Below are 24,926 nucleotides of genomic sequence, written 5' to 3'. Positions count from 1 at the left end.
GCCTTCCCGTCACCGTCGCGTGGGAAGGCGATGGCCCCGTGCCATGTGCTCACGCCTCGCCGGGCGTCCGTGGAGTACGACGGCGAGGGGGGTGGCGGTGAACATCGAGGAGTACGTGCCCACGACGAGGCCGATGAGCAGGGCGACGGCGAAGTCGGTGAGGGAGTCGCCGCCGAAGACGGCCAGGGCGGTGAGGATGAAGGCGGCGCCCGTGCCGGTGTTGACCGTGCGGGGCAGGGTCTGCAGGAGTGCGCGGTCGGCGACGGCCGCGAAGGGCGCCTCACGGTCGCGTCGGCTCAGGTCCCGGAGCCGGTCGAAGACGACGACCGAGTCGTTCACCGAGTAGCCGACGACGGTCAGCAGCGCGGCCAGGAAGACGCCGTCGATCGGTTTGCCGAGCCAGGCGAAGAGGCCGACCAGGATCACCACGTCGTGGGCGAGGGCGGCCACCGCCGATGTGCCGAACAGCCAGCGGAAACGTGCCGCGAGATACACCAGTTGGGCGCCGAGGGCCACGGCGAGCGCGATGAGGGCGCCCCGACGCAGTTCCTTGCCGAGGCTGGGGCCGATGGTCTCGTCGCGGAGCTTGCCGGCGTGGCCGGTCAGGCTGTTGACGGTCTCCGTGACGGTGGCGGCCTGCGCGTCGGTGAGCCGGTCGGTGCGGACGGTGAGCCGGTCGTCCCCGGATGCCTGGACGACGGCGCGGGGGAATCCGGCGTCGGCGAGGGCACTGCGGGCACGGTCGGGGTCGACGGGGGTGCCGGTGGTGTACTCGATGAGGCGGCCCCCGGTGAACTCGACACCGAAGTCCAGGCCGCGCACGGCGATCCCGGAGGCCGCCAGGACCAGGAGCGTGGCGGAGACGGCCAGCCACCGCCTTGGCCGGCGCATCGGACGGAGGCCGGCGCGCGTGAGGCGGTCGCGGAGGGCTCCGGTGTGGGCGATGCCCGTCAGACGGGGCCGAGCGCGCAGCCGGCGCCGCGAGACGGCGAGGTCGGCGAGGGAACGGGTGATGACCAGGGCGCTGAGCATGGAGGCGAGGACGCCGATGCCCAGGGTGACGCCGAAGCCGCGCACGGGTCCGGAGGCGAGGAGGAACAGCAGGCCGGCGGCGATGAGGGTGGTGATGTTGGAGTCGGCGATGGCGCTGAGGGCACCCCGGAACCCCGCGGTCAGCGAGGAGCGCGGGCTGGGCCGGAGACGGGCGGCGTACTCTTCTCGGGCGCGTTCGAAGACGAGGACGTTGGCGTCGACGGCCATCCCGACGGCCAGTACGAACCCGGCGAGACCCGGCAGGGTGAGGGTGGCGCCGAGGGCGGCCAGCGCGGCGTAGGAGATCAGGCCGTAGCAGGCCAGTGCCACGGTGGCCAGAGCACCCATGAGCCGGTACACCACGATGATGAACAGCGCGGTCAGCGCGGTGCCCACGGCGGCGGCCCGGGCGCTGGCCGTGATCGCCTCAGCGCCCAGGGTGGGGCCGACGGTGCGCTGCTCCACCGTCTCCACGGGTACGGGCAGGGCGCCACCGTTGATGAGCAGGGCCAGTTGCCTGGCTTCGTCCGCTCCGAAGGATCCGGTGATCTGTGTGGAGCCGCCGCTGATGCCGGAGCCGCAGCCGACCGCCGGGTCGACCTGCGGTGACGAGATGATCTTGTCGTCCAGGACGATGGCGACCCGCCGGGCCGGGTCCCCCACCGGTTGGCAGGCGGCCCGGCCGGTCAGACGGGCCCAGCCGTCGCGGCCGGACCCCGCGAAGTCGACGGCGACCTGCCATCCGGCGCCGCCCTGCTGGTCGAACCGGGCGGCGGCCTCCTCGACCTCCTTGCCGGTCAGTGAGGCCGCCCCGAGGCGCAGGTGCCGGCCGGACTCGTCTGCGAGCACCCGCTGTCGGGGCCGTTTCGGCAGCGGCTCGGCCGTGTCGTCGCTACCGCCGGCCGTTCCGAGGACCTGGTGGAAGGTGAGCTGGGCGGTGCGGCCGAGCACGTCGGCGGCCTTGGCGGGGTCCTGCACTCCGGGCAGTTCGACGACGATGCGGTCGCTGCCGGAGCGGGCGAGGGTGGGTTCGGCGACGCCGAGCGCGTCGACGCGGCCGCGCAGCACCTCCAGGGTGCGGTCGGTGGCTTCACTGCCGGCGTCCGCGGGGGCGGTGGGGCGGGTCTCCAGCACGATCTGGGTGCCGCCGCGCAGATCGAGTCCGAGGTGGACGGGCACAGTGAGGGCGACGTACAGCGACAGGGCGACGGCGGCGAGGGCGAGCAGCCCTCGGATGCGCTGGGCGCGGGTCAAGAGGGGCCTCCGGCAGGCACACCGCGGCCAGGACAGTGGCCGCGGTCGGGGGAAGGAAGGGAGAGGGGCTCAGGTGCCTGGGGGTGACGGCGGGGCCCGGCCCGGGTGACGGTCAGCCGGGTGCGGAGCAGCGGGCGGGCTCGCCGCCTGCGCGGGCGTGCGTGCGGACGAGGCCGAGCCGGAAGGCGGACAGGGCGAGTCGAGGGCGACCGGGGCCGTGGGGGCAGGACGCTCGCCTGCGCTTCGGACCGGAACGGTGCAGACGGCCGAGTGCCTGTCGTCCGCGTACGGTGTACCGCCGGCCGAGACGGCGGCCGGTACGGAGCCGCCACTGAGGTCGCCGCCGCCCTGCGCCGATGACAGCAGCGCAGCGAGGACGGCGACCAGAACGGCGATCGCCACCGCTGGGCCGGATCCGCCGGAGCGGGGGACGGCCGACAGGGAGCGTGCCATGCGCCATCCCCTTCCTCTGAGCGGAACGAGCACGTCAGGGACGAGCACGTCAGGGTTCGATGAGGCCGGCGCGGATCGCGTACCGGGTGAGTTCCAGACGGTCGCGCAGTCCGAGCTTGTGCAGCAGGTTCGCCCGGTGCCGGTGGACGGTCTTGATGCTGATGAAGAGCATCTCGGCGATCTCCTTGGAGGAGTGGCCCTCGGCGACGAGCTTGAGCACCTCCTCCTCCCGGGGCGTGAGGATCTGCTCGGGCGGCTCCTCGCCGTGGCGGACCCGGTCGAGGTAGTTGCGGATGAGGGCGGTGACGGCCCCCGGGTACAGGAACGGCTCGTCACGCATGGCGGCCCGGCAGGCGGCGACCAGGTCCCGGTCGGCCACGGACTTCAGCACGTATCCGCTGGCCCCGGCCTTCAGCGACTGGAAGAAGTACTGCTCGTTGTCGTGCATGGTCAGGATCAGCACGCGCAGGTCCGGCCTCAGCGCGGTCAGTTCGCGGGCGGCCTGGATGCCGGTCATCCGGGGCATGGCGATGTCCAGCACCGCGAGGTCGACCTCCGTGCCGCGGGCCAGGGCGATGGCCTCGGCACCGTCTCCGGCCTCGGCGACGACCTCAAGATCCGGCTCCCGGTCGAGGATGAGCCGCACTCCGCGCCGCACCAGCGCGTGGTCGTCGGCGAGGAGGATACGGATCACGGGCATGTCGGTCGTGGTCATGACTGCTTCCTGGGGACGGGCACGGTCAGCCGGACCTGCGTACCGGTGTGCGGCTGGGAGGTGACGTCCAGCGTGGCCCCGAGGAGCAGGGCGCGTTCGCGCATCCCCCGGATTCCCGCGCCTTCCCGCGCGATCCCGGTACCGCGGCCGTCGTCCGCGACGGCCAGCACCACCGTGCCGTCGGTGTGGCGCAGGCTCACCTCGACCCGGCCGGCCTCGGCGTGGCGGGCCGCGTTGGTCAGAGCCTCCTGGGCGACGCGGTACAGCACCAGTTCGCTCTGCTCGTCCAGCGCGGGCAGACCGGAGTCGAAGCGGCGCACCAGGCGCAGTTCGGTGTGGGTGGCGAACTCGGTGGTCAGCGAGGTCAGGGCGCTGACCAGGCCGAGGTCGTCCAGCACGCCCGGCCGCAGCCGGCGCACCAGGCGGCGCACCTCGTCCAGGCTCTCCCGGGTGATCTCCTGGGCCTGGTGCAGCTCACCCCGCAGCGGCTCCTCCGCCTCGTCCGCCGCCCGTTTCAGCCCGAGCAGGATCGCCGTCATGCTCTGGCCGACCTCGTCGTGGAGCTCCTGGGCGATGCGGCGCCGTTCGGCCTCCTGCGCGAGCAGCACGCGGGCGCTGCTGGAGGCCCGCTCGTGCTCCAGCCTCTCCAGCATGGCGTTGAAGGTGCGGATCAGCTCGGCGATCCCGCCGCTGCCGTGCTCCGGCAGCCGCTGCCCGGGGCGCAGCAGGTCGACGGTGGTCATCAGCTTCGTGAGCCGGGCCAGGGGGGCCAGCCCGATCCGCAGCAGGGCCGCGTTGGCGATCAGCATGACCGCCAGGCCGGCCACCAGGATGACCGCCTCGGTCAGCAGGACCGGCACGGAGACGGTCACGGGAGCCCACAGCAGCAGCGCGGTCGCGGCCCCCAGCACCACCGCGTTCAGAGCGAAGATCCGCCAGAACAGGGACACCGGGACGACACCTTCCTCTTCGTGATGAGCCGCGGCCGCGACTGCGGACCGGCCTGACCCCAGCCTGCCGCGCCCCACCGGCCGCGTCGATGGGCTCCAATGCCCATTTCCGCCCCTGACCTGCCCCTGACCGGCAGGCCCCGCCGGGCCGAAGATGGGTATCGCGCCCGATGGGTTTTCCCCGGCGCATCGGCCACGGTGAAGACATGAACGCACCCCGCACCGAGGCCCGGACCGCCCGCCTCACGGCACACGAGGCCCACCAGCGCCTGGAACACGAACGCAGCACCCGGCTGACCCAGCTGAAGGCCATCGACGAGGCCGGGCCGGACGAGGCCGAGCAGCTGATGTCGGCGCAGAGGGACACCATCGAGCGGGTCCTCAAGGAGATCGACGCCGCCTTCGCCCGCGTCCAGGACCGCAGCTACGGCGTCTGCCAGGGCTGCTCCACACGCATCCCCGTCGAGCGCCTGGAGATCCTGCCCTACACGCGGTTCTGCGTACCCTGCCAGCGCAACACCGCCTGACCGAGGGGTGACCGTGGTGAACCAGATCACCGGCGACCGCGACGCGGCGCTGTCGGCCGAGGACCTCGCGGCGCTGCGCGAGAACCTGCACGAGCAGCGCCTGTTCCGCCGGGAACAGCTCCAGCAGCTGACGGCCGCCGCGGCGCCCCGCACCCAGGCGCTGCTCGACCGGCAGGCCACCTCCCAGACCGAGGTGCGTGTCCAGCTCGCCGCCTCGGCCCGGATGGTCCTCGCCGACGTCGAAGCCGCCCTGGCCCGCATGGACCGGGGAGACTACGGCGCCTGCGAGCTGTGCCGGGGGCCCATCGACCGCGCCCGGCTGATGATCGTGCCGCAGGCCCGCTACTGCGCGCGCTGCCAGCACGTCCGGCAGACCGGGACGCTCACATGACTTCGATGCTGATGATGCAGGTGTCGTCGTCGGTGTCGGACTTGCTGTAGGTGAGCAGGTGGTCGAGCCGCTGGTCGAGGGTGGTCTTCGTGGCACTCGCGGTCACCAGGAGATGGTTCAGGGACTCCTCCATGGAGCGGTCCCTGCGCTCCACCAGTCCGTCGGTGTACATCAGCAGGGTGTCGCCCAGCTCCAGCTGCATGTCCGCCTCCTCGTAGGTGACGTCCGAGACCGCTCCGAGCAGCAGCCCCTTGAGCAGCGGCATGGTCGTCGCCTGCCCCTCGCGCACCAGCACCGGCGGCAGGTGCCCGGCGCGGGCCCAGCGCAGGACGCGGCGCGAGGGGTCGTACAGCGCGCAGACCGCGGTGGCGGTCACCGACTCGGAGAGGTGGTGGGCGACGTTGTTCAGCCAGGACAGCAGCTGGGCCGGGCCCGCTCCGGTGACGGCCAGCCCCCGCAGGGCGTTGCGCAGCACGACCATGCTGGTGGCCGCCTCGATGCCGTGTCCGGCGACGTCGCCCACGCTCAGCAGGATGTGCTTCGAGGGCAGGACCACGGCGTCGTACCAGTCGCCGCCCACCAGGTGATCGGTCTCCGCGGGCCGGTAGCGCACGGCCGTGCGCAGTCCCGGCGCGTCCAGGGGTGCCGCCGTGACCGGCATGATGGCCTGTTGCAGTTGCAGGGTCAGCCGGTTGCGCTCGGCGGCCTGCTGCTCGGAGTAGGCGAGCTGGTCGCGGGTGGCGGCGAGGGCGACCTCCGTCCAGTGCTGCGCCGACACGTCCTGGTAGGCGCCGCGCACCGCGAGCAGGCTCTCGTCGACGTCCACGACCGGTTCGGCCACCACGCGCATGTGCCGGGTCACCCCGTCGGGCCGCTGCAGGCGGAAGGCCGCCGACGCCGGCTTGCGGTGGTGCAGCACGGTCCGCAGGAAGCGGCCGATGGTGACGGCGTCGTCCGGGTGGGCGTGGGCCCGCAGTTCCTCGACGGGGACGGGCCCGGCGGTCTCCTCCCGGCCGTAGAGGGCGAACAGCTGGCTGTTCCAGGTGATTTCGCCGGTGACGAAGTTCTCCTCGAAACCACCGATGCGGCCGAGGCGTTGCGCGTGTTCGAGCAGGTTGGCCAGGCGGGCCACCTCGTCCTCGATCCGCCAGATCAGCAGCACGCTGTTGCCGTGCCGGGTGATGCTGACCTCGGCGACGGACGACAGCGGCACCTGGTCCACCAGCGCGGTGAGGGTCATACGGCCGGCCCGGAACGGCTCACCCGTGGCGTAGACCCGCTCCACGTGGTGGAACAGGCCGCTCTCGTCGGCCGCCATCGGGTACGCCTCCAGCAGCAGCGCCCCGTTGACGGCGCTGCGGGAGCGCCCGGCGGGGTCGCGGAAGCGATGGTTGGCGTGGTGGATGCGGAAGTCGGTGAGATGCCCGGAGCCGTCCACCTGGGGCAGGAGCACCAGCGCGGGGTCGTACAGCGCGTCGGCCAGGTCCACCAGTTCCGACAGCGCGTTCGTCACGGCGGGGCCGTCGAGCGACGAGGGGACGGAGGACGAGTGGATCTCCAGGGTGTGCGCGCACAGTTCCGCGAGCGCTTCCAACTGGCGTACGACGGCGGGCGGCTGGGTGGTCAGCGGCCCCGGCCAGCAGATCTCCAGGACGCCGTGGATCCGCCCGCCGACGCCGGTGGGGACGGCCACCCGTCCACCGTCGGGGTGGTGGGTGCCGCCGATGGACGGCGGGCCCTCCACCGCCAGGGACTGGATCCACTCCGGCCTGCGCTCGGTCAGCGCGGTGCGGGCGACGGTCGCCACACCCGGCGGCACATAGCGCCAGCGCCCCGCCTCGCCCGCGGGGAACCCGGAGCTGCCCGCGAGGGTCAGGGAGCCGTCGGCACCGGCCGCCCAGATCGCGACTCCGGTCGCCCCCAGTGGTTTCAGGGCGTGCTCCAGCAGGGAGTCGGCGACCGCCTGGGTGTCCCCGGCGGCCAGGGCGCCGCTCTCCGCCGTACGCAGCCGTACGGCGGCGGACGCGGCCTGTTCGGTGGTGGGTGAGGTGCCGTGGACGGTCGTCACGAAGTCGACTGCGACGTCGGTCAGGCGGTCGCGTGCCGCCTGGTTGATGATGTCGGCGGCCAGCTCGAGCGGAGTCATGGCCGACTGGTCCGAGAGTTCGGCGAGTTGCCGGGCCGCTTCGGCGGGCCCGCAGTGCAGGCGCTCGACGAGCACGCCCTTGGCGAGGTCGATCAGAGCGCGCCCGTCGGCCGCGGCCTGCGCCGCCTGTACCTCGTGGCGCAGGCGGTCCACGGTGGCGGCCAGCCGGCCGACCGGGGACGTCGGCGGTCGGCCGGGCGTCCTCGCGGCCGGTATGCCGTCGCCCCCGGCGGGAGCGGCGGGCGACAACTCCGCCCCGGTGGTGCGCCGTCGCGACTCGCCCTCCTGGTCGGGCTCGCCGGGCAGGTCAGTGGTGCTCACGTGGGCACAGCTCCTTCTGGCCCGGGCAACGGGCGGGAGACGGTGTGATGGCTGCCGGCCTCACGAGGACAACCAGCGGCGCACGCAGGCGATGAGGTCGCCCGCGTCGACGGGCTTGGTCACGTAGTCGCTCGCGCCGGACGCCAGGCTCTTCTCCCGGTCGCCCGGCATGGCCTTGGCGGTGACCGCGACGATCGGCAGATCGTGGTACTCGGGCATCTTCCTGATCTCGGCGGTCGCGGCGTACCCGTCCATCTCGGGCATCATCACGTCCATCAGCACGAGGCGGATCTCGGGATGCGCGGTGAGGATGTCGATGCCCTTGCGGCCGTTCTCCGCGTGCAGCACGCGCAGGCCGTGCAGTTCGAGGATGCCGCTGAGGGCGAACAGGTTGCGGGCGTCGTCGTCGACGGCGAGCACCGTGTGCCCGGCCAGGGCGCTGTCGACCTCCGGCGCCGCGCTCAGGCTCTCCTCCATCCGCACGAGCGGCACCACGTCGCCGGGTTGTTCGGCCGACAGGTGCAGGGTGATCCGTTCCTTGAGTTCGTCCAGGCTGGACAGCACTTCCAGCGACCGGTTCTCCGCCCGCGCCTGCAGGGCGGCCTCCTGTGCCGCGCTCGGGCGGTGGTTGTTGTGGACGAGGAGCGGAACGGTGGCCAGAGCGGCGTCCCCGTCGACCGCCTCCAGCAGCCGTGGGCCTTCGCCGTCGGGCAGGTCCAGGCTGAGGACGACGCAGTGGCACGGCCCGGCGGCCAGGGCGGAGGCCGCCTCCTGGGCGTTCATGGCGGTGACGATCTCCACGGTGTCGCGCGGATCCCGTACGGCGCGGCTGTGGTCCAGGTCCGCGACGGCGCTCTCGGCGACCACGGACAGCAGCCCCCGGACGCGTTCCTCGACGACCAGCAGTCGCCGCTTGTGCTGCGGTGCGGCCGAGGCCGTACCCGGGCGCTGTCCTTCTGCCGGGGACAGGGCGCGGGCGTCGCTCTGCGACTCCTCCGCCCGTGGTGCGGCGGTGAGGTCCTCGAAGTCGGAGCGGGTCACCGGAAGGTAGAGCGTGAAGGTGCTGCCCTGCCCCGGGGTGCTGTCCACGGTGACCGCCCCGCCCAGCAGGTGCGCGATCTCCCGGGTGATGGACAGGCCGAGGCCGGTTCCCCCGTACTTGCGGCTCGTGGTGCCGTCCGCCTGCTGGAAGGCGCCGAAGATGGTCTCCAGTTGCTGCTCGGGGATGCCGATGCCGGTGTCCTCGACCCGGAAGGCCACCACGGGGCCGCCGCGGTGCACGGGCTCGGGCACTTCGGCGTCGGACGCCGGCTCGATGAGCAGTGTGACGCCGCCCCGCTCGGTGAACTTCACGGCGTTGGACAGCAGGTTGCGCAGGACCTGACGCAGCCGTGCGTCGTCGGTGACGAGATCGGCGGGCGCGCCCGGGGCGCTGGTGATGGCGAAGGTCAGGCCCTTCTGGGTGGTCATCGGCCGGAAGGTGGCCTCGACGTAGTCCAGGAGGCGGCGCAGCGGCACGCGTTCGGGGGCGACGTCCATCTTCCCCGCCTCGACCTTCGACAGGTCGAGGATGTCGTTGATGAGTTGCAGCAGGTCCGAGCCGGCGGAGTGGATGATCCCCGCGTACTCCACCTGCTTCGGCGTCAGGTTCCGGGAGGGGTTCTGGGCGAGCAGCTGGGCGAGGATGAGCAGGCTGTTCAGGGGCGTGCGCAGCTCGTGGCTCATGTTGGCCAGGAACTCCGACTTGTACTTCGAGGCCGACGACAGCTGCTTGGCGCGGTCCTCCAGCTCCTGCCGGGCCTGCTCGATCTGCAGGTTCTTCGCCTCGATGTCCCGGTTCTGCGTCGCCAGCAGGGTGGCCTTCTCCTCCAGCTCGGCGTTCGACCGCTGCAGTTCCTCCTGACGGACCTGGAGTTCCTCCGAGCGGACGCGCAGTTCGTCGGCGAGCCGCTGCGACTCGCCGAGCAGTTCGTCGGTCCGGGCGTTGGCGAGGATGGTGTTGACGTTGACGCCGATGGTCTCCGTCAGCTGGCCCAGGAAGTCCTGGTGGATCTGGGTGAAGCGGCTGACCGAGGCGAGCTCGATGACGCCGAGCACCTGTTCCTCGACGGTGATGGGCAGCACCACGAGTGAGGTGGGGGCGGTGCGGCCGAGCCCGGAGGAGATGGTCACGTAGTCGGCGGGGAGTTCGTCCACCGTGATGGTGCGGCGGCTGCGTGCCGCCTGGCCGATCAGCGTGTGGCCGACGGGGATGCGTTCCTGCCGGTCGCCGTCGGCGGGATAGCCGTAGGAGCCGATGAGCCGCAGCTCGACGCCCGTACCGGCCTCCTCGGCCAGGTAGAACGCCCCGTACTGCGCGGAGACCAGCGGCGTCAGCTCGTCCATGATGAGTTCGGCGACGACGTCCAGGTCCCGGTGGCCCTGCATGAGGGAGGAGACGCGAGCCAGGTTGGACTTCAGCCAGTCCTGCTCCTGGTTCGCCTGGGTGGTCTCCCGCAGGGACTCCACCATCGCGTTGATGTTGTCCTTGAGTTCGGCCACCTCTCCGGAGGCGTCCACGGTGATCGAGCGGGTGAGGTCGCCCTCGGCGACGGCGCTGGCCACCTCGGCGATCGCCCGCACCTGCCGGGTCAGGTTGCCGGCCAGCTCGTTGACGTTCTCGGTGAGGCGCTTCCAGGTGCCCGAGACACCCTCGACCTCGGCCTGGCCACCGAGGCGGCCCTCGCTGCCCACCTCCCGCGCGACTCGGGTGACTTCCGCCGCGAACGAGGACAGCTGGTCCACCATCGTGTTGATCGTGGTCTTGAGCTCCAGGATCTCGCCGCGCGCGTCGACGTCGATCTTCTTGGACAGATCGCCGTTGGCGACGGCCGTGGTGACCAGCGCGATGTTGCGGACCTGGCCGGTCAGGTTGGAGGCCATCACGTTGACGTTGTCGGTGAGGTCCTTCCAGGTGCCGGCGACGTTCGGCACGTGTGCCTGCCCGCCGAGGCGTCCCTCGGTGCCGACCTCGCGGGCCACGCGGGTGACCTCGTCCGCGAAGGCGGACAGGGTGTCGACCATCGTGTTGATGGTTCCCGCCAGGGCGGCCACCTCGCCCTTGGCCTCGACGGTGATCTTCTGCGACAGGTCGCCCCGGGCCACGGCGGTGGCGACCTGGGCGATGGAGCGGACCTGGCCGGTCAGGTTGGAGGCCATCACGTTGACGTTGTCGGTGAGGTCCTTCCAGGTGCCCGAGACACCGCGCACATGCGCCTGGCCGCCGAGGTTGCCCTCGGTGCCGACCTCGCGGGACACCCTGGTGACCTCGTCCGCGAAGGACGACAGCTGGTCGACCATCGTGTTGATGGTCTCCTTCAGCTCCAGGATCTCGCCCCGGGCGTCCACGCGGATCTTCTGCGACAGGTCGCCCTGAGCCACGGCCGTGGTCACCTCGGCGATGGAGCGGACCTGCGCGGTCAGGTTGTCGGCCATGATGTTGACCGACTCCGTCAGCGCCTTCCACGTACCGGAGACGCCCTTGACGTCGGCCTGGCCGCCGAGCCGCCCCTCGGTGCCGACCTCCCGCGCCACCCGCGTGACCTCGTCCGCGAACGCCGACAGCTGGTCGACCATGGTGTTGATGGTGTTCTTCAGCTCCAGGATCTCGCCCCGGGCGTCGACGGTGATCTTCTGCGACAGGTCGCCCTTGGCGACGGCGGTGGCCACCTGGGCGATGGACCGCACCTGACCGGTCAGGTTGCCGGCCATGAAGTTCACCGAGTCGGTCAGGTCGCGCCAGGTGCCCCGGACGCCCTTGACGTCGGCCTGCCCGCCGAGCCGCCCCTCGGTGCCGACCTCCCGCGCCACGCGGGTCACCTCGTCCGCGAAGCCCGACAGCTGGTCGACCATCGTGTTGATGGTGTTCTTCAGCTCCAGGATCTCGCCCCGGGCGTCCACGTCGATCTTCTGCGACAGGTCGCCCTTGGCCACCGCGGTGGCGACCTGGGCGATGTCACGGACCTGCGTGGTCAGGTTGCCGGCCATGGCGTTGACCGAGTCGGTCAGGTCGGCCCAGGTGCCGGACACTCCGGGCACCTTGGCCTGGCCGCCCAGGGTGCCTTCGGTGCCGACCTCGCGCGCCACCCGGGTCACCTCGGAGGTGAAGAGCGACAACTGGTCGACCATGCCGTTGAACACGGAGGCGATCTCGCCGAGCAGGCCGCCCGCCTCTTCCGGCAGCCGGGTGCCGAAGTCGCCGTCGCGCACCGCCGTCAGCCCGGCCAGCAACCGCCGCAGCTCCGGCTCACCCGGTACCTGGCCCGGCCCCTCGATCACGGTACCCGCGCTGTCCATGCTCTCCCTCTCCCCACGCCTCACCGGCGTTCACTCGGACGCCCGTCTCGTCGCCGAGTCCGGCACGCCGCCCCCACCCACTGCACAGAAGCTCCATCATATGGCCACTCGGTGCCCGGGATTGACTCCGGCAAGTATTGCCGGAAAGCAACATTCCATGTCGGGACGGTGAGGCGAGGACGGACTCAGCGCCGTAGGTGTCACGGCACGGGGGGAGGCTGGGCCTGCTGGGCCGCGCTGGTCGCGCTTCTCATGCCCAGGGCCACGGCCTGCATGTCGCCGGGGTCGCTGCGGCGCAGGGTGTAGAGCTTGGCCATGGCCAGGAGACTGGGGCCCCAGAGGAAGAGGGAGAGCCACCACATGTCCCTGGCCACGTAGACGCCGGCGACGAGCATGGCGAAGCTCACTCCGGCGCCGAGGCAGAGGCCCGTCATCCGCAGTGCGTGCTGGCGCTTCTGCTGCGCCAGTCGCACCATGCGTTCCGCCGTCTCCCTGGCGTTGTCCTCGGCACGGGCGGTGGCCTCCCGCTGCATGTCGAGCTGTCTGAGGCGGATCTGGTGCTCCCGCTTCAGCTGGGGTTCCAGGGCTTCGAAGGCGATCTTCAGTTTCTCCGGTCCGCCGAGGGCGGCGCCCCAGCGCATGGCGATGTCCAGACCCGCCGAGACGACGGGGTCGTCCTGTGGGAGGGGCAGAGCACCGCTGTTCTCTTCCGTACTCACTGCCGGGCGCCTCCGTCGCCGTTTCCTGCTGGGGCGTATTCGAGTGCCGTCGGTTCGGGAGGCGGCCCGAGACGTACGAGGAGCCGGGCGAGGGTGTGCTCCAGCGTCTCACCGGCCGCCCTGGCCACCGCGGGGGTCTCGTCCTGCATGTGCGGGGCGTACAGCTCGACCCGGTCCTTCCCCCAGGCTTTGGCGCGGTACGTGGCCAGGTCGGCGTTGCGCAGCAACTCGCCCGCCGCGATCTCCGGCTCGGCGAAGGCGATTCCGATGGACGCGGTGACCTTGATGTCGCTGCCTTCGATGGTGCAGGGCTGGGACAGGGTGATGCGCAGCCGGTGGGCGAGTTCCAGGAGGTGTTCCTCGCGGGTCGAGTCGTCGCGGGCGCCGTCGTCCACGACGAGGGCGGCGAACTCGTCGCCGCCGAGGCGGGCCGCGGTGTCGTTCCGTACGGTCTGCTTGAGCCGGTGGGCGGTGCGGACCAGGAGTTCGTCGCCCGTCTGATGGCCGTAGCGATCGTTGACGGCCTTGAAGTCGTCGAGGTCGACGAAGAGCACCGCGATGGCACGGTCGTCGTTGCCGCCGCGGTCGGCGAGGGCCTGCTCGACCCGCTGGGTGAACAGCGCGCGGTTGGGCAGGTCGGTGAGTGGATCGTGTTCGGCGCTGTGCCGCAGCTGCGCCTGCAGGCGGGCCCGGTCGGTCACGTCCCGGGTGTTGAAGACGAGGCCGCCCTGGTGGCGCTTGACGGTCGACTCGACGTGCAGCCAGCCGCCGTCGCCCGACCGGAAGCGGCACTCGATGCGGGTGGTGGGTTCCTCGGCGGGGCCGGCGCCGAGGAAGCGGCGCACCTCGTGCACGACCCGTCCCAGGTCCTCGGGGTGGACGAGCGTGCCGAGGTCGCTGCCGATCAGCTCGTCGGCGTCGCGGCCGAGGACGTCGCGCGCGGACGGGGACACGTAGCGCAGGACTCCGCTGGGAGCGGCGATCATGATGACGTCGCTGAAGCCCTGCACCAGGGAGCGGAAGTGATTCTCCCTCTGCACCAGTTCCTGGGTGAGGGTGATGTTGTCGAGCAGCATGATGCCCTGGCGCACGACGAGCGCGAGCACGACCGTGCCGCCGGTCAGGAGCACAACGTGGTCCACGCTGCGACCGTCGAGGACGTTGTAGAGGATTCCGAGGGTGCAGACGCCGGCGGCCAGATAGGGGGTGAGGGCCGCCAGTGAGGACCCCACCCTTCTCCGGGCGTCCGGGCGACCGGCTGCCTCCGGTTGCCGGTTCCGGGACGGGACCCAGGGGGCGTACGCGAGGAGGAGGGAGCCGGCGAACCAGCCCGCGTCCAGGAGTTGGCCGGGTCGGTGGTCGCCGCGCAGCAGGGGTGAGGTGAACAGGGCGTCTGTCAGCACGGTGAGGGCGAGGGCGCCGATCGCGGTGCCGACCGCGGCGCGGTGTGCCCCGGAGCGTCTGAAGTGCAGGGCGACCACCATGCTGACCAGGGCGATGTCGAGCAACGGATAAGCCAGCGCCAGCGCGGTACGGGCCACGCCCGCCTCGTGCGGATCCGCGGCCTGGTCGAGGGCGAGGCTCCAGGCCAGGGTGAGCAGCGAGCCGCCGATCAGCCAGGCGTCCAGCCCGAGGCAGACCCAGCCCGCTCGCGTCACCGGCCGTTTCGCGAAGACCAGCAGACCGAGGACGGCCGGCGGCGCGAACCCCAGGAAGAACACGTCGGCACAGCTGGGACTCGGCACGGGCAGCTTCAGAACGACCTCGTACCACCCCCGGACAAAATGGCCGAGGGCCGCCATCGCCGAGGAGACGGCGAACAGCAGCCAGGCGGGGCTGAAGCGGGTGCGGCGGGTGCGGGAGTAGCGGAAGCAGGACACGGCGGCGGCCCCGGCCGCGGCGCCGAGCCCGAAGTTCCCCATGATCGCGGCGGCTTGGGCCGAGCCCCAGCCGAGCGCGGAACCGACGGCGTATCCCGCGCACAGCAGGGCCAGGACGAGCTGGTGACGCATGCCCACAGCGCTCCGGTTGCCTCGTGACGTTCCGTCGGTGATGTCGCGGTCGAAGCTACGCGGTGCGGCCCGCGCTCGGGACGGCCCGGGCCGTTTACGACCCGATGGAGTGAATACGGCTACAGCTTTTCGAAGAAGAACTCGTGCTTGAGGAACGAGGTGTCGTACTCGTGGCCGGGGTGGGGCGGCAGCAACTGGGAGGCCTGGAAGAGACGCCAGCCGTCGGCCAGCGCGGCCAGACCCGTCGGGTAGGGCGGCTCGTCGCTGTCCCCGGTCGTGGGGCGCGTCCGGCCCGTGCCGTCGTAACGGGACCATCCCACGACGGGCGAGTCGAGGGCGGACGAGGCCAGGTAGAGCACGAGGACTTGCTGTTTCATGCGTGGCTCCTCAGGGCGGGCCGGTTGCTGACGCGTGTGACCCAGTGGTCGATGTCGAACGTGTCGTCTCCGGTCAGCGCGCGCCACAGCAGCACCCGGTTGTGGATCTCCAGGCGGGCGGTGGCCTGCTCGTACCACGGGAAGGAGGCGCCGAGTTCCGCGGTGACGGCGGGGTCGTGCAGGTCGGAGGTGTCCCAGAGCCGGACCTGGGGCACGGTCGGGTTGAAGCGGATCTTGTACATGTAGCGCCGCCGCGCGGTGTCGTTGCGCCGGCCGCCGTGCCAGATCCCGTGGTGCACCAGGACGACGGTGCCGGCCGGGCAGGTCAGCCGGGTCTGCCCGCGCAGGTTCTGCACCCGGCCGATGTCGGTCTCGTTGACGTGGCGCAGATGGCTGCCGGGCACGCTCAGCGTCCCGCCCATGTCGGGGGTCACCTCGTGGGGGTAGTACATGAGCTGGACGTCGAAGGCGTCCGGCCGCACGTCGATGATCGCGTCCGCGTGGAGGTCCTGCGCGCTGCCCTCGTGCGGTTCGCGTACGTGCACCGCGTGGTGGTCGACCGTCGGGTCCGGCCCCACCAGGCTCTCCAGGGCACCGGCCACGGCGGGGACGGTGAGCAGGCGGGGGATGAAGGTGTTCTGCGGGAAGGCCTCGGCCAGCGGAGTGCCGTAGGGGACCGCCGGTATCCCGGTGGACAGGGTCGCGATGGCCTCCTCGTTCAGTTCCGGGGGCACGACGCCGTCCAGACGCAGGAAACCCCGCGCGACGAAGCGTGCCAGCTCGACCGAGGTGAGCAGGTGTTTGGTGGTTGGCATACGACGAACGTAGGGCGTGCGGAGCGGGGTGTCGTGGGGTGCAATCGCCCGATGCTGGTAAATTCTCACCCTCATGGAGAGCGTCTCTTTGTGTCTGGATGTTCCGCCCGAGGTGGTGAACGCGGGGGTCGGTGTGCATGGTGTCTCCACCGCGCACGAGGTCTTCCGGCTGCCCGACCTGTGGCAACTGCACCTGTACAGCTATGTGGGCCGGCTGTCCGTCCTCGGCACCGCGCATGCCATCCGGCCCGGACACGTCAGCCTGATCCCGCCGGACACCGAGGCGCACTTCCACTACCGCGGCAGATCGGAGCATCTCTACGCCCATCTGCGGCTTCCGGGGACCGGCGCCGGGCACCGGGTTCCGCTCATGCAGGACGCACAGGCAGAAGGGCCGCTGCTGGCCGGCCTGCTGAGACACGCCGTCGCCGCCATGCCCGGCTCCTCGGCACGTGCCTCCGCCGAGGTCTGGACGGTGCTCTGGCACGTCGCCGAACTGGCCCGGCCCGGCTCCGAGGATCCGGGGCGGCAGCATCCCGTCGTGGCCGCCGCGCAGGCGTACGTCGAGGAGCATCTCGCCGACCCCCTGCCCGTACCGGTCATCGCCCGCTCGGCCGGCGTCTCGCACACCCATCTGACCCGCCTGTTCCGCGCCGAGACCGGTCTGACGGTCGTCGCCTACGTCCGCCGCCGAAGGTTGGAGCGCGCCCGCCACCTGCTCCAGGCGTCCACGCTTCCCATCCCCGCCGTCGCCGCGGCGGTGGGCATCGCCGACCTGCAGGCGTTCAACAAGGCATGCCACCGCGAGCTGGGCACGGGACCACGGGCCGTACGCGCCGCGCGGGTCCGCTGAGTCGCGGTCGTCAGTCCGCGGGCAGGGCGTGTTCCGCCCAGATCGTCTTGCCCCGGTACGTGTGACGGGTGCCCCACCGCTGGCACAACTGGGCGACCAGCAACAGACCGCGCCCGCCTTCGTCATAGACCCGGGCCCGGCGCATGTGCGGGGCGGTGCTGCTGGCGTCGGAGACCTCGCAGATGAGGTTGCGGTCGAGGATCAGGCGCAGCTGGATGGGCGGTTCGCCGTACCGGATGGCGTTGGTGACCAGCTCGCTCACGACCAGTTCGGTGACGAACGCCGCCTCGGCCAGGCCCCATTGCTCCAGCTGACGGTTCACCCGGTCCCGGATGTCGGCCACCGCGGAGGGGTGCGGCGGCACGTCCCAGGAGGCCACGTGGGCCGAGTCCAGGGCACGTGTACGGGCCATGAGCAGCGCCACGTCATCGTCGGGCCGGGTCGGGAGCACGTCCCTCACCACAGCGTCGCAGATGTCCTCCAGAGCCGGCCCCGAGCGGTCCAGCGCCCGCAACAGCAGGCCGATGCCGTCGTCGATGTCGCGGCCCCGGGCCTCGATGAGGCCGTCGGTGTGGAGCACGAGCAGGCTGCCCGGGGGCAGCTCGACCTCGACCGCTTCGAAGGGCAGGCCGCCCAGTCCCAGCGGGGGCCCGGCGGGGAGCTCGAGGACGCGGGCCGCTCCGCCCGGGCGGAGCAGTACCGGCTCCGGATGGCCCGCGCGGGCCAGGGTGCAGCGCCGCGAGACCGGGTCGTAGACGGCGTACAGGCAGGTCGCGCCGATGTCGGCGATGCCCGACGTGTCGTCGTTCTCGGCCGAGAGCCGGTTGACCAGGTCGTCGAGGTGGGTCAGCAGCTCGTCGGGCGACAGGTCGACGTCGGCCAGGGTGCGGACGGCCGTGCGCAGTCGCCCCATGGACGCGGAAGCCTGGATTCCGTGCCCCACGACGTCTCCGACGACCAGGGCGACCCGGGCGCCGGAGAGCGGAATGACGTCGAACCAGTCGCCGCCCACACCCACCTGGGCGTCGGCCGGCAGATAGCGGGAGGCGACCTCGACGGCGGACTGCCGGGGCAGCCGCTGTGGCAGGAGGCTGCTCTGCAGGGTCAGCGAGGTGTCGCGCTCGCGGGTGTAGCGCCGTGCGTTGTCGATGCTCAGGGCGGCCCGGGCGGTGATCTCCCGGGCCAGCAGCAGGTCGTCCTGCTCGAAGGGTTCGGGGCGCCGGTGCCGGGAGAAGGTGGCCACGCCGAGGGTGACCCCGCGGGCACGCATGGGTACCGCGAGGACGGAGTGGAAGCCGAAGCGCTGCATGCGTTCCGCCCGGTCCGGTGCCTGGGAGGCCCACCGGTCGACCACGGTCGGGGTGACCTGCTGGATCAACGGCTGTCCGGATGCCAGGCACTCGGCGGCCGGAGAGGACCGCGGGTACACGGCGACCGAGCCCAGCGGGACCACGGCCTCGGGGCACCCGGGCAGCACTGACTGGTTGGCCACGCGGCGCAGTTCGACCGGGCGGGGCATCGTCGTCGCGCGCGGTTCCTGGTCGTCGTCGATGTCGGGGAGCAGGTCGACGGTGACGAAGTCGGCCAGCTCCCCCACGGCCACGTCGGCCATTTCCCGGGCGGTACGGGCCAGGTCGAGCGTGGTGCCGATGCGCACGCCGGCCTCGGCGACCAGGGCGAGTCGCTGCCGGGCCCGGTGCTGGTCGGTCATGTCGTGCGCGGACAGCAGGACCCCGCGCACCGTTCCCCGAGGGTCGCGCACGGGAGCGAGAGACACCGACCAGACGCTCTCGTGCGCATCGCCGGCCAGTTGCAGGGCGGCCTGCAGGTGCTGCTGTTCGCCGGTCGCGACGACCCTCCGCATCAGCTCCTCGGTGCGTTCGCCCTGCGGGTCGAGCACGATCTCCGACACCCTGAGTCCGCGCATCTCCGCCTCGGAGAGCCCCATCACGCGTTCCATGTCCGCATTGGCCCGGAGCAGCCGCAGCCCCGTGTCGTAGAGGGCCATGGTGCACGGGGACTGGATCAGCGACCAGCCGATCAGTACGTCCTCGTCGGGCTGCGGCTGGTCACGGGAGACCGGCGCGACCAGGAGCCATTCGTGGGCCTCGCCGTCGACGCCCGAGTCCAGGTCACGGCGGTGGGCCAGCAAGGTCACCGGGAGGATGCGGCCGTCGCGGTGCCGCAGGGTCGCCGTGCCGTTCCACCGCTGCACCCCGTCGAGGGATCGCAGCGTCCCCGTGGGCGGGTCACCGGCGAGCAGCACGGCCGCCGGCCTGCCGATGACCGCCGAGGCCGGATGGCCCACCAGGCGCTGCGCGCCTTCGCTCCACCCGGTCACCGTGCCGTGGGCATCCACGACGGCACGGGCTGTGGCCGCCTCGTCAAGGGGCGGCACCGGCCGCAGTGCCGCCCCTTCGTCTCCGGTGGTTCCCGGTGGCGTCATATCGCTCATCCGCCTCCAGAAACTAACTGCCCAGAACGCCGTCAATTCATTCTAATAGCGTGAAATGACAATAATTGCTCGCCGTGGCCGCCGAAAGGGGCGGCCTCACCCTGTCCGTGCAGGTCAGGCCCAGGCTGTGACCGGTACGAACGAACTGTCCTGCCGGAACAGGTCGGTTCCGTCGGAGCGCTCCACCCGGAGCTGGTAGGCGTAGTGGCGCAGGTAGTACCCCGGGCAGTTGTACGACTCGAAGCGGACGGCACCCGAGGCCGCGCCGGCCCTGAGGAAGAACGTGGCGTCCTTGGCGGACGTGCTCGTGCCGTCGTTCGGGTCGAAGCGGGCGCGGAAGTCCCAGTGGCGCAGATAGCCGCCGGCCGCGTCACGGAAGGAGTAGCCGCCGGCGTCGGCCAGCCCTGCGACGACCGTGAAGGAGGCGGCCTGCTTCTCGGCGGTGGTGCTGGAGCCGCTGACCACGGGCAGGTCGAGGAGCGCGGACCGCTGCTGCCAGTAGCGGGTCGAGTAGTTGGCCGACCGGAAGGAGCGGGTGACGCCGCGGGCCAGGCTCGGGCCGCCGGAGACCGTCTCCTTGACCACCGTGAAGTGCCGCGCGGTGCCGGAGATCCCGGGCAGCGCGGCCGGGGCGGACCAGGTGGCGAAGGTGTCGTGACTGTCGCTGTAGTAGTAGTTCCCGTCGCCGTAGCCGTCGAAGAGGATCCGCCAGCCGCCGTTGTCGAGCTGCACCAGCGCGGGGCCCTCGCGGTAGCTGCCCCAGCCCGCCCAGTCGCCGGTCCTGCGGATCGTGTACGGGCCGCCCAGGTTCGATGCGGTCGCGTACTCGATGTACTTCGTCGTCTCGTTCTTCGGGAAGGCGTGGTACGTCGAGCCGATCTTCACGATGAACGTGTCGATGTGGTTGGCGCCGATGCCCGACAGTGCGACCGGTGAGCTCCACGCCGTGAGGGCGGAGTTCGTGGCCCTCAGCCGGTACGGCGTGAAGATCCACTCGTCGTTCGTGGTGGAGCAGGACACGATCACGTTGACGCTGCCGTCGCTGTCGACGAACCACTCGGGCGCCCAGGCGCGCGAGAGGTTCGCGATCGGGACGGTGTAGTCGTAGAGGAACGTCCAGGTGACGCGGTCGGAGCTGCGGGCGAAGCCGATCGTCGTACTGGGGTCCTGCCAGGTGTGCGTGGTGTAGGTGACGTAGTAGTAGCCGTCGGTGTGTCTGAGGATGCTCGCGTCGCGGATCCGGCCCGCCGGGGGCGCGTAGGCGGAGGAGCGCAGCAGCCGGAAGTCGGTGGCGTCGTCCGACTGGTACACGTTGACCGTGCCGTCGTCGCTGTTGAGGAACGGCACGATCGTGTAGCGGGTGGCCGAGCCGTTCGGGGGTGCGGCGGCCAGGGAGCTGCCGAGCAGCCCGGGCGCTTCGCCGAGCAGCGCCGCCGAGGCGGGCAGGGCGGCCAGGGCGCGCAGCAGGGTGCGGCGGGGCGGGGTGGCGGGGTGTGGGGTCACGGCGTCTCCCTGAGACACGCGGGATCGATATACCGAACAAGGTTCGGAAACTCGATCAGCTGTGGGGGCTCAGAAGGTAAGGGTGCGCCGGAGGTGCGTCAATGGTTTGGACGAGCGCGGATGGGCCCAGTGGGGAATAAGTGACCTGTGGGTGAATTTCACTCGTGCCGTCGGCGTTCCGTCGCCGGCCACCGGACGTTACCGTTCGGTAGACAATTGATCCGGAGGTGTCCGTATGACGCTCGACCGTGCCGAAGGTCTGGCGGAGACCGCCCGTGCGCTGGCCGCCGGGGAGGTGACGTCCCGGGGGCTGGTCGAGCGGACCCTGGCGCGGATCGAGGCGGCGCAGGGGAGCATCAACGCCTTCCGGATCGTCCGGGCGGAGGCGGCGCTCGCCGAGGCCGAGGCGGCCGACCGGGACCTGGCCGCGGGGATGCGCAAGCCGCTGCTGGGGGTGCCCGTGGCGGTGAAGGACGACATGGACGTGGCCGGTGAGCCGACCGCGTTCGGCTGCTGCGGGGAGTTCCCGCCGGTCATCGAGGACGGCGAGGCGGTGCGGCGACTGCGCGCGGCCGGCGCCGTGATCGTCGGCAAGACCAACACCTGCGAGTTCGGCCAGTGGCCCTTCACCGAGGGGCCCGCGTTCGGCGCGACCCGCAATCCGTGGAACACGGAGCACACGCCCGGCGGTTCCTCGGGCGGTTCGGCCGCCGCGGTCGCCGCCGGTCTGGTGCCCGCCGCGCTCGGCTCGGACGGGGCCGGATCGGTGCGGATCCCGGCCGCGTGGACCCATCTGGTCGGCATCAAGCCGCAGCGCGGCCGGATCTCCACCTGGCCGCGCGGCGAGTCCTTCCAGGGCATCACCGTCAACGGCACCCTGGCCCGTACGGTCGCCGACGCGGCCCTGCTGCTGGACGCGGCGAGCGGCAACCACCCGGAGGATCCGCACCGGCCCCCGGCGGTCGACGTGCTGTCGGCCGTCGGCCGCGACCCCGGGCGGCTGCGCATCGCGCTCTCCCTCAAGCCGCCCTTCACGGCCGTACCCGCCCGGCTCCGGCCGGAGGTGCGGACCCGGGTCGTCGCGCTCGCCGAGCGGCTGGCGGCACTGGGGCACACGGTCGAGGAGGCGGATCCGCCGTACGGGCAGATCGGTCTGACTTTCGTGCCGCGCGCGACGGCCGGGATCGCCGAGCGGGTGGACGAGGCGCCGTTCCCGGCGCTGCTGGACCGGCGCACCCGGGACGCGGCCCGGCTGGGCCGGCTGCTCGGCGGGGCGCCGCTACGGGCGGCCCGGCGGGCGGAGACCGTGCTGCACCGCCGTATCGGCGGATTCTTCACCTCGTACGACGTGGTCCTCGCGCCCACGACCGCCGCTCCCCCGCCCCGTATCGGCGCCCTGCTCGAACTCAGCGGTTTCGCCACCGACCGTGCGATGATCGCGGCCTGCCCGTACGCCTGGCCGTGGAACGTGCTGGGCTGGCCGGGCGTCAACGTGCCCGCCGGTTTCACCGCGGACGGTCTGCCGGTCGGCGCGCAGTTGCTCGGCCCGGCCGACAGCGAACCGCTCCTGGTCCAGGTGGCGGCGCAGTTGGAGGCGGAGCTGCGCTGGTCCGAGAAGTGGCCCGAGCCGCCGGTCACGGCCCGTTCCGCCGTCGCCTGAGCGACCGTACGCTGTCCTCCATGGCGGACGCGTCGATGGTCGGGCTCATGGGGCGGGTCACCGGAACGATCGGGCCCGGGCTGGTCGGTGAGGTGATCGTCCGGGTGCGCGGCGGGGCCGAGCACTTCCTCGCCCACCCCGCCATCGCGACGGACCGGATCGAGCCGGGCACGGTCGTGATGGTGGTCGAGTACCTGCCGCCACGGACCGTCTACGTCACGGCGGCGTACGACAGTTGAGCCCGCTGCGGCGCAGGTGAGACCGTGCGTGTCAAGGTTTGGGCAAGGATGCCCCGGTGTCTGTACCCGGGCTCGGCACAGGAGCACACTCCCCTTCGTTCGGTGCCGAGAGGGCACCATGTCAAGGGGGCGAATGCCGATGGTCGTCGGCGTCGTAGCGGGGGCGGCCGTTGCCGCGGTCCTCGTTCTGATCGGTCTGTTCAAGCTCATGTGGCGGGTCGCCGAGCCCAACGAGGCTCTGATCATCTCGGGTTCCAAGCACCGCACGGAGGGCCTCGAGGAGGGCATGGGGTTCCGTATCGTCACCGGACGCGACACGCTCGTGCTGCCCGGTGTGCAGGCGGTGCGCAAGCTGTCGCTCGACCTGAACGAGACCGAACTCCAGGTGGACTGCGTGACGCACCAGGGCATTCCGCTCAAGGTGCGGGGCGTGGTCATCTTCAAGGTGGGCGACGACTTCGTGTCGATCGCCAACGCCGCCCGCCGATTCCTCGACCAGCAGAAGCTGATGTCGGAGCGGGTGCACAACGTCTTCGCCGGTCATCTGCGGTCCATCGTGGGCGGGTTGACGGTGGAGGACATGATCCGGGACCGGGAGAAGCTCACCGGGCAGACGCGGGCCGCGTGCGGCACCGAGATGGAGAAACTGGGCCTGATCGTGGACTCGTTGCAGATCCACGAGATCGAGGACCCGACCGGGTACATCCAGAACCTGGCCATGCCACACGCGGCGGCCGTGCAGCGGGACGCGCGGATCGCCCAGGCGGAGGCGAACCGGCTGGCCACCGAGGCGGAGCAGCAGTCGTTCGCCCGGATGGCGGAGGCGACGCGGGACAGCGAGATCCTCCAGGCCGGCTACCAGGCCGAGCGCGACAAGGCCGCCGCCAAGGCCCGGCAGGCCGGACCGCTCGCCGAGGCCGGCGCCCGGCAGGAGGTCGTCGTCCAGGAGACCCGGGTGGCGGAGCTGGAGGCGCACCGGCGCGAGCAGCAGCTCCAGGCGGACGTCCGCAAACCCGCCGACGCGGCGGCCTACGAGAAGCGCACGCTGGCCGAGGCCGATCGCGACGCACGGATCTCGGCGGCCGAGGCCCGGGCGAAGGAGACGGAACTGGCGGCGGCCGCCGAGGCGACCCGGGTCAAGACGGCCGCCGGGGCCGAGGCCGAGGCGACGACCGCACGGGGCACCGCGGCGGCGCAGGCCACCCGCGCCACGGGTGAGGCCGAGGCGGCGGCCGCGCAGGCCAGGGGACTGGCCGAGGCCGAGGCGGCCAGGGCCAAGGGGCTCGCGGCGGCGGAGGCCATCAAGGCCCGGGCCGCCGCCCTCGCCGAGAACCAGGAGGCCGTCGTCGCCCAGCAACTCGCCGAGAACTGGCCGGAGATCGTCAAGGCCGGCGCGTCCGCGTTCGGCAACGTCGACAACATGGTGCTGCTCAACGGCGCCGACGGCATGGCCGAGATGTTCACCAAGGCCCTCACCATGGGGGGCACGGGGCTGGGCCTCGCCCGCCAGTTGCTCGCGTCGATGGACCGGAACGGGCAGCCGCCGAAGGAGACCTCGGCGGTCAACGGGCTGGCCCAGAAGGTGCCGATGGACGACAAGTGACCCTTCACGCGCAGCTCACGGGGGCGGCCTCTAGGGTGCCCCCGTGAGCACGATGACCGATGGACACGTCCCGGGCCGGCACGGCCCCACCGCCACCACCGAGGCCGACCCCCGCGCGGTCGGCAGGGTGCGCACCGAGTACTCCCCCGCCCGTGACGGCGACCCCGACCCCGGGGAGATCGTCTGGACGTGGGTGCCCTACGAGGAGAACGACGGACGGGGCAAGGACCGTCCCGTGCTCGTGGTCGCCCGGGAGGCCGCCGGGACGTTCCTCGCGGTGCAGCTCTCCAGCAAGGCGCACGACGGGGACCGCGAGTGGGTGGCCATCGGCAGCGGGCCCTGGGACCGGTCGGGCCGCGACTCCTGGGTCGCGGTGGACCGCGTCCTGCGCCTGCACGAGCAGGGCATGCGCCGGGAGGCCTGCGCCCTGGACCAGGGCCGGTTCAACCTGGTCAGGCACCGGCTGCACGAGCGCTACGGCTGGACCTGACCACCTGCTCGGGATCGTCGCGAACGCCGCATCCCGAGGCGTCCGGCACCGGAGGCCGGCAGCCGTGAGCCCCTGG

At 71.8% G+C, this 24,926-nt stretch carries 17 protein-coding genes and 1 pseudogene; 7 read left to right on the top strand and 11 right to left on the bottom strand.

What is annotated here, in order from left to right; genetic code table 11:
* Positions 1-9 precede the first annotated feature (9 nt).
* The 3 genes from secD to SSQG_RS34470 form a co-directional block, all read right to left on the bottom strand.
* The gene (gene secD / locus SSQG_RS34480) at positions 10-2,286 is read right to left on the bottom strand and encodes a protein translocase subunit SecD (protein WP_003994613.1); all 2,277 of its coding nucleotides are present in this window, start codon (positions 2,284-2,286) and stop codon (positions 10-12) included.
* 502 nt (positions 2,287-2,788) lie between these two features.
* The gene (locus SSQG_RS34475; RefSeq protein WP_003994611.1) at positions 2,789-3,454 is read right to left on the bottom strand and encodes a response regulator; all 666 of its coding nucleotides are present in this window, start codon (positions 3,452-3,454) and stop codon (positions 2,789-2,791) included.
* Positions 3,451-4,404: a HAMP domain-containing sensor histidine kinase gene (locus SSQG_RS34470; RefSeq protein ID WP_003994609.1), complete on the bottom strand. Its 954-nt coding sequence runs from the start codon at positions 4,402-4,404 to the stop codon at positions 3,451-3,453. The genes SSQG_RS34475 and SSQG_RS34470 overlap by 4 nt, the downstream gene beginning before the upstream one ends.
* A 206-nt stretch (positions 4,405-4,610) precedes the next feature.
* On the opposite strand from SSQG_RS34470, the gene SSQG_RS34465 reads away from it, so the two are divergent.
* Both SSQG_RS34465 and SSQG_RS34460 read left to right on the top strand, forming a co-directional pair.
* Positions 4,611-4,931: a TraR/DksA family transcriptional regulator gene (locus SSQG_RS34465; RefSeq protein WP_003994608.1), complete on the top strand. Its 321-nt coding sequence runs from the start codon at positions 4,611-4,613 to the stop codon at positions 4,929-4,931.
* A 13-nt stretch (positions 4,932-4,944) separates the two neighbouring features.
* Positions 4,945-5,322, top strand: a complete 378-nt coding sequence (locus tag SSQG_RS34460) for a TraR/DksA family transcriptional regulator (RefSeq protein WP_039935634.1) — start codon at positions 4,945-4,947, stop codon at positions 5,320-5,322.
* On the opposite strand, the gene SSQG_RS34455 is transcribed toward SSQG_RS34460, so the two are convergent.
* The 6 genes and pseudogenes from SSQG_RS34455 to SSQG_RS34430 form a co-directional block, all read right to left on the bottom strand.
* The gene (locus tag SSQG_RS34455; RefSeq protein ID WP_003994606.1) at positions 5,315-7,789 is read right to left on the bottom strand and encodes a SpoIIE family protein phosphatase; all 2,475 of its coding nucleotides are present in this window, start codon (positions 7,787-7,789) and stop codon (positions 5,315-5,317) included. The genes SSQG_RS34460 and SSQG_RS34455 overlap by 8 nt on opposite strands.
* 60 nt (positions 7,790-7,849) lie before the next feature.
* On the bottom strand, positions 7,850-12,124 hold the full coding sequence (locus SSQG_RS34450) for a HAMP domain-containing protein (protein ID WP_003994605.1): 4,275 nt from the start codon (positions 12,122-12,124) through the stop codon (positions 7,850-7,852).
* Between the two features lie 200 nt (positions 12,125-12,324).
* Positions 12,325-12,843 carry a hypothetical protein gene (locus SSQG_RS34445; protein ID WP_003994604.1) on the bottom strand — a complete coding sequence of 173 codons (519 nt, stop codon included), beginning with the start codon at positions 12,841-12,843 and terminating at the stop codon, positions 12,325-12,327.
* A gap of 113 nt (positions 12,844-12,956) precedes the next feature.
* A pseudogene (locus SSQG_RS34440) lies at positions 12,957-14,855 on the bottom strand (diguanylate cyclase domain-containing protein); the annotation flags it as partial.
* Between the two features lie 119 nt (positions 14,856-14,974).
* Positions 14,975-15,232: a hypothetical protein gene (locus SSQG_RS42265; RefSeq protein ID WP_039934245.1), complete on the bottom strand. Its 258-nt coding sequence runs from the start codon at positions 15,230-15,232 to the stop codon at positions 14,975-14,977.
* Positions 15,229-16,047 (bottom strand): phytanoyl-CoA dioxygenase family protein, encoded by an 819-nt coding sequence (locus SSQG_RS34430; RefSeq protein ID WP_003994602.1) that lies wholly within the window; start codon positions 16,045-16,047, stop codon positions 15,229-15,231. The genes SSQG_RS42265 and SSQG_RS34430 overlap by 4 nt, the downstream gene beginning before the upstream one ends.
* Positions 16,048-16,120: 73 nt before the next feature.
* Here SSQG_RS34430 and SSQG_RS34425 point away from each other — a divergent pair, with 73 nt between their 5' ends.
* Positions 16,121-16,900 carry a helix-turn-helix domain-containing protein gene (locus SSQG_RS34425; protein ID WP_003994601.1) on the top strand — a complete coding sequence of 260 codons (780 nt, stop codon included), beginning with the start codon at positions 16,121-16,123 and terminating at the stop codon, positions 16,898-16,900.
* 10 nt (positions 16,901-16,910) lie between these two features.
* Here the strand turns inward: SSQG_RS34425 and SSQG_RS34420 are convergent, their stop codons facing one another.
* Both SSQG_RS34420 and SSQG_RS34415 read right to left on the bottom strand, forming a co-directional pair.
* A complete protein-coding gene (locus tag SSQG_RS34420) occupies positions 16,911-19,346 on the bottom strand; it encodes a SpoIIE family protein phosphatase (RefSeq protein WP_052310385.1) in 2,436 nt (811 codons plus the stop codon).
* 123 nt (positions 19,347-19,469) lie between these two features.
* Positions 19,470-20,858: a glycoside hydrolase family 43 protein gene (locus tag SSQG_RS34415; RefSeq protein ID WP_003994599.1), complete on the bottom strand. Its 1,389-nt coding sequence runs from the start codon at positions 20,856-20,858 to the stop codon at positions 19,470-19,472.
* Positions 20,859-21,093: 235 nt separating this feature from the next.
* Between SSQG_RS34415 and SSQG_RS34410 the strand changes: the two genes are divergently transcribed.
* The 4 genes from SSQG_RS34410 to SSQG_RS34395 all read left to right on the top strand — a co-directional run bounded on the left by SSQG_RS34410 (position 21,094) and on the right by SSQG_RS34395 (position 24,850).
* Positions 21,094-22,518, top strand: coding sequence for an amidase (locus SSQG_RS34410; protein ID WP_003994598.1), 1,425 nt, complete (start codon positions 21,094-21,096; stop codon positions 22,516-22,518).
* 20 nt (positions 22,519-22,538) lie between these two features.
* Positions 22,539-22,757 carry a hypothetical protein gene (locus SSQG_RS34405; protein ID WP_244299344.1) on the top strand — a complete coding sequence of 73 codons (219 nt, stop codon included), beginning with the start codon at positions 22,539-22,541 and terminating at the stop codon, positions 22,755-22,757.
* A gap of 133 nt (positions 22,758-22,890) precedes the next feature.
* On the top strand, positions 22,891-24,360 hold the full coding sequence (locus SSQG_RS34400; protein WP_052310384.1) for an SPFH domain-containing protein: 1,470 nt from the start codon (positions 22,891-22,893) through the stop codon (positions 24,358-24,360).
* 52 nt (positions 24,361-24,412) lie between these two features.
* Complete coding sequence (locus SSQG_RS34395) at positions 24,413-24,850, top strand: type II toxin-antitoxin system PemK/MazF family toxin (protein ID WP_425315025.1); 438 nt, start codon at positions 24,413-24,415, stop codon at positions 24,848-24,850.
* The last annotated feature ends 76 nt before the right edge of the window (positions 24,851-24,926 follow it).

The organism is Streptomyces viridochromogenes DSM 40736, from assembly GCF_000158955.1.
GTDB classification, from domain to species: Bacteria; Actinomycetota; Actinomycetes; order Streptomycetales; family Streptomycetaceae; genus Streptomyces; species Streptomyces venetus.
Note: the sequence above shows the minus strand (reverse complement) of the source record. Positions and strands in the feature narration are given on the sequence as shown.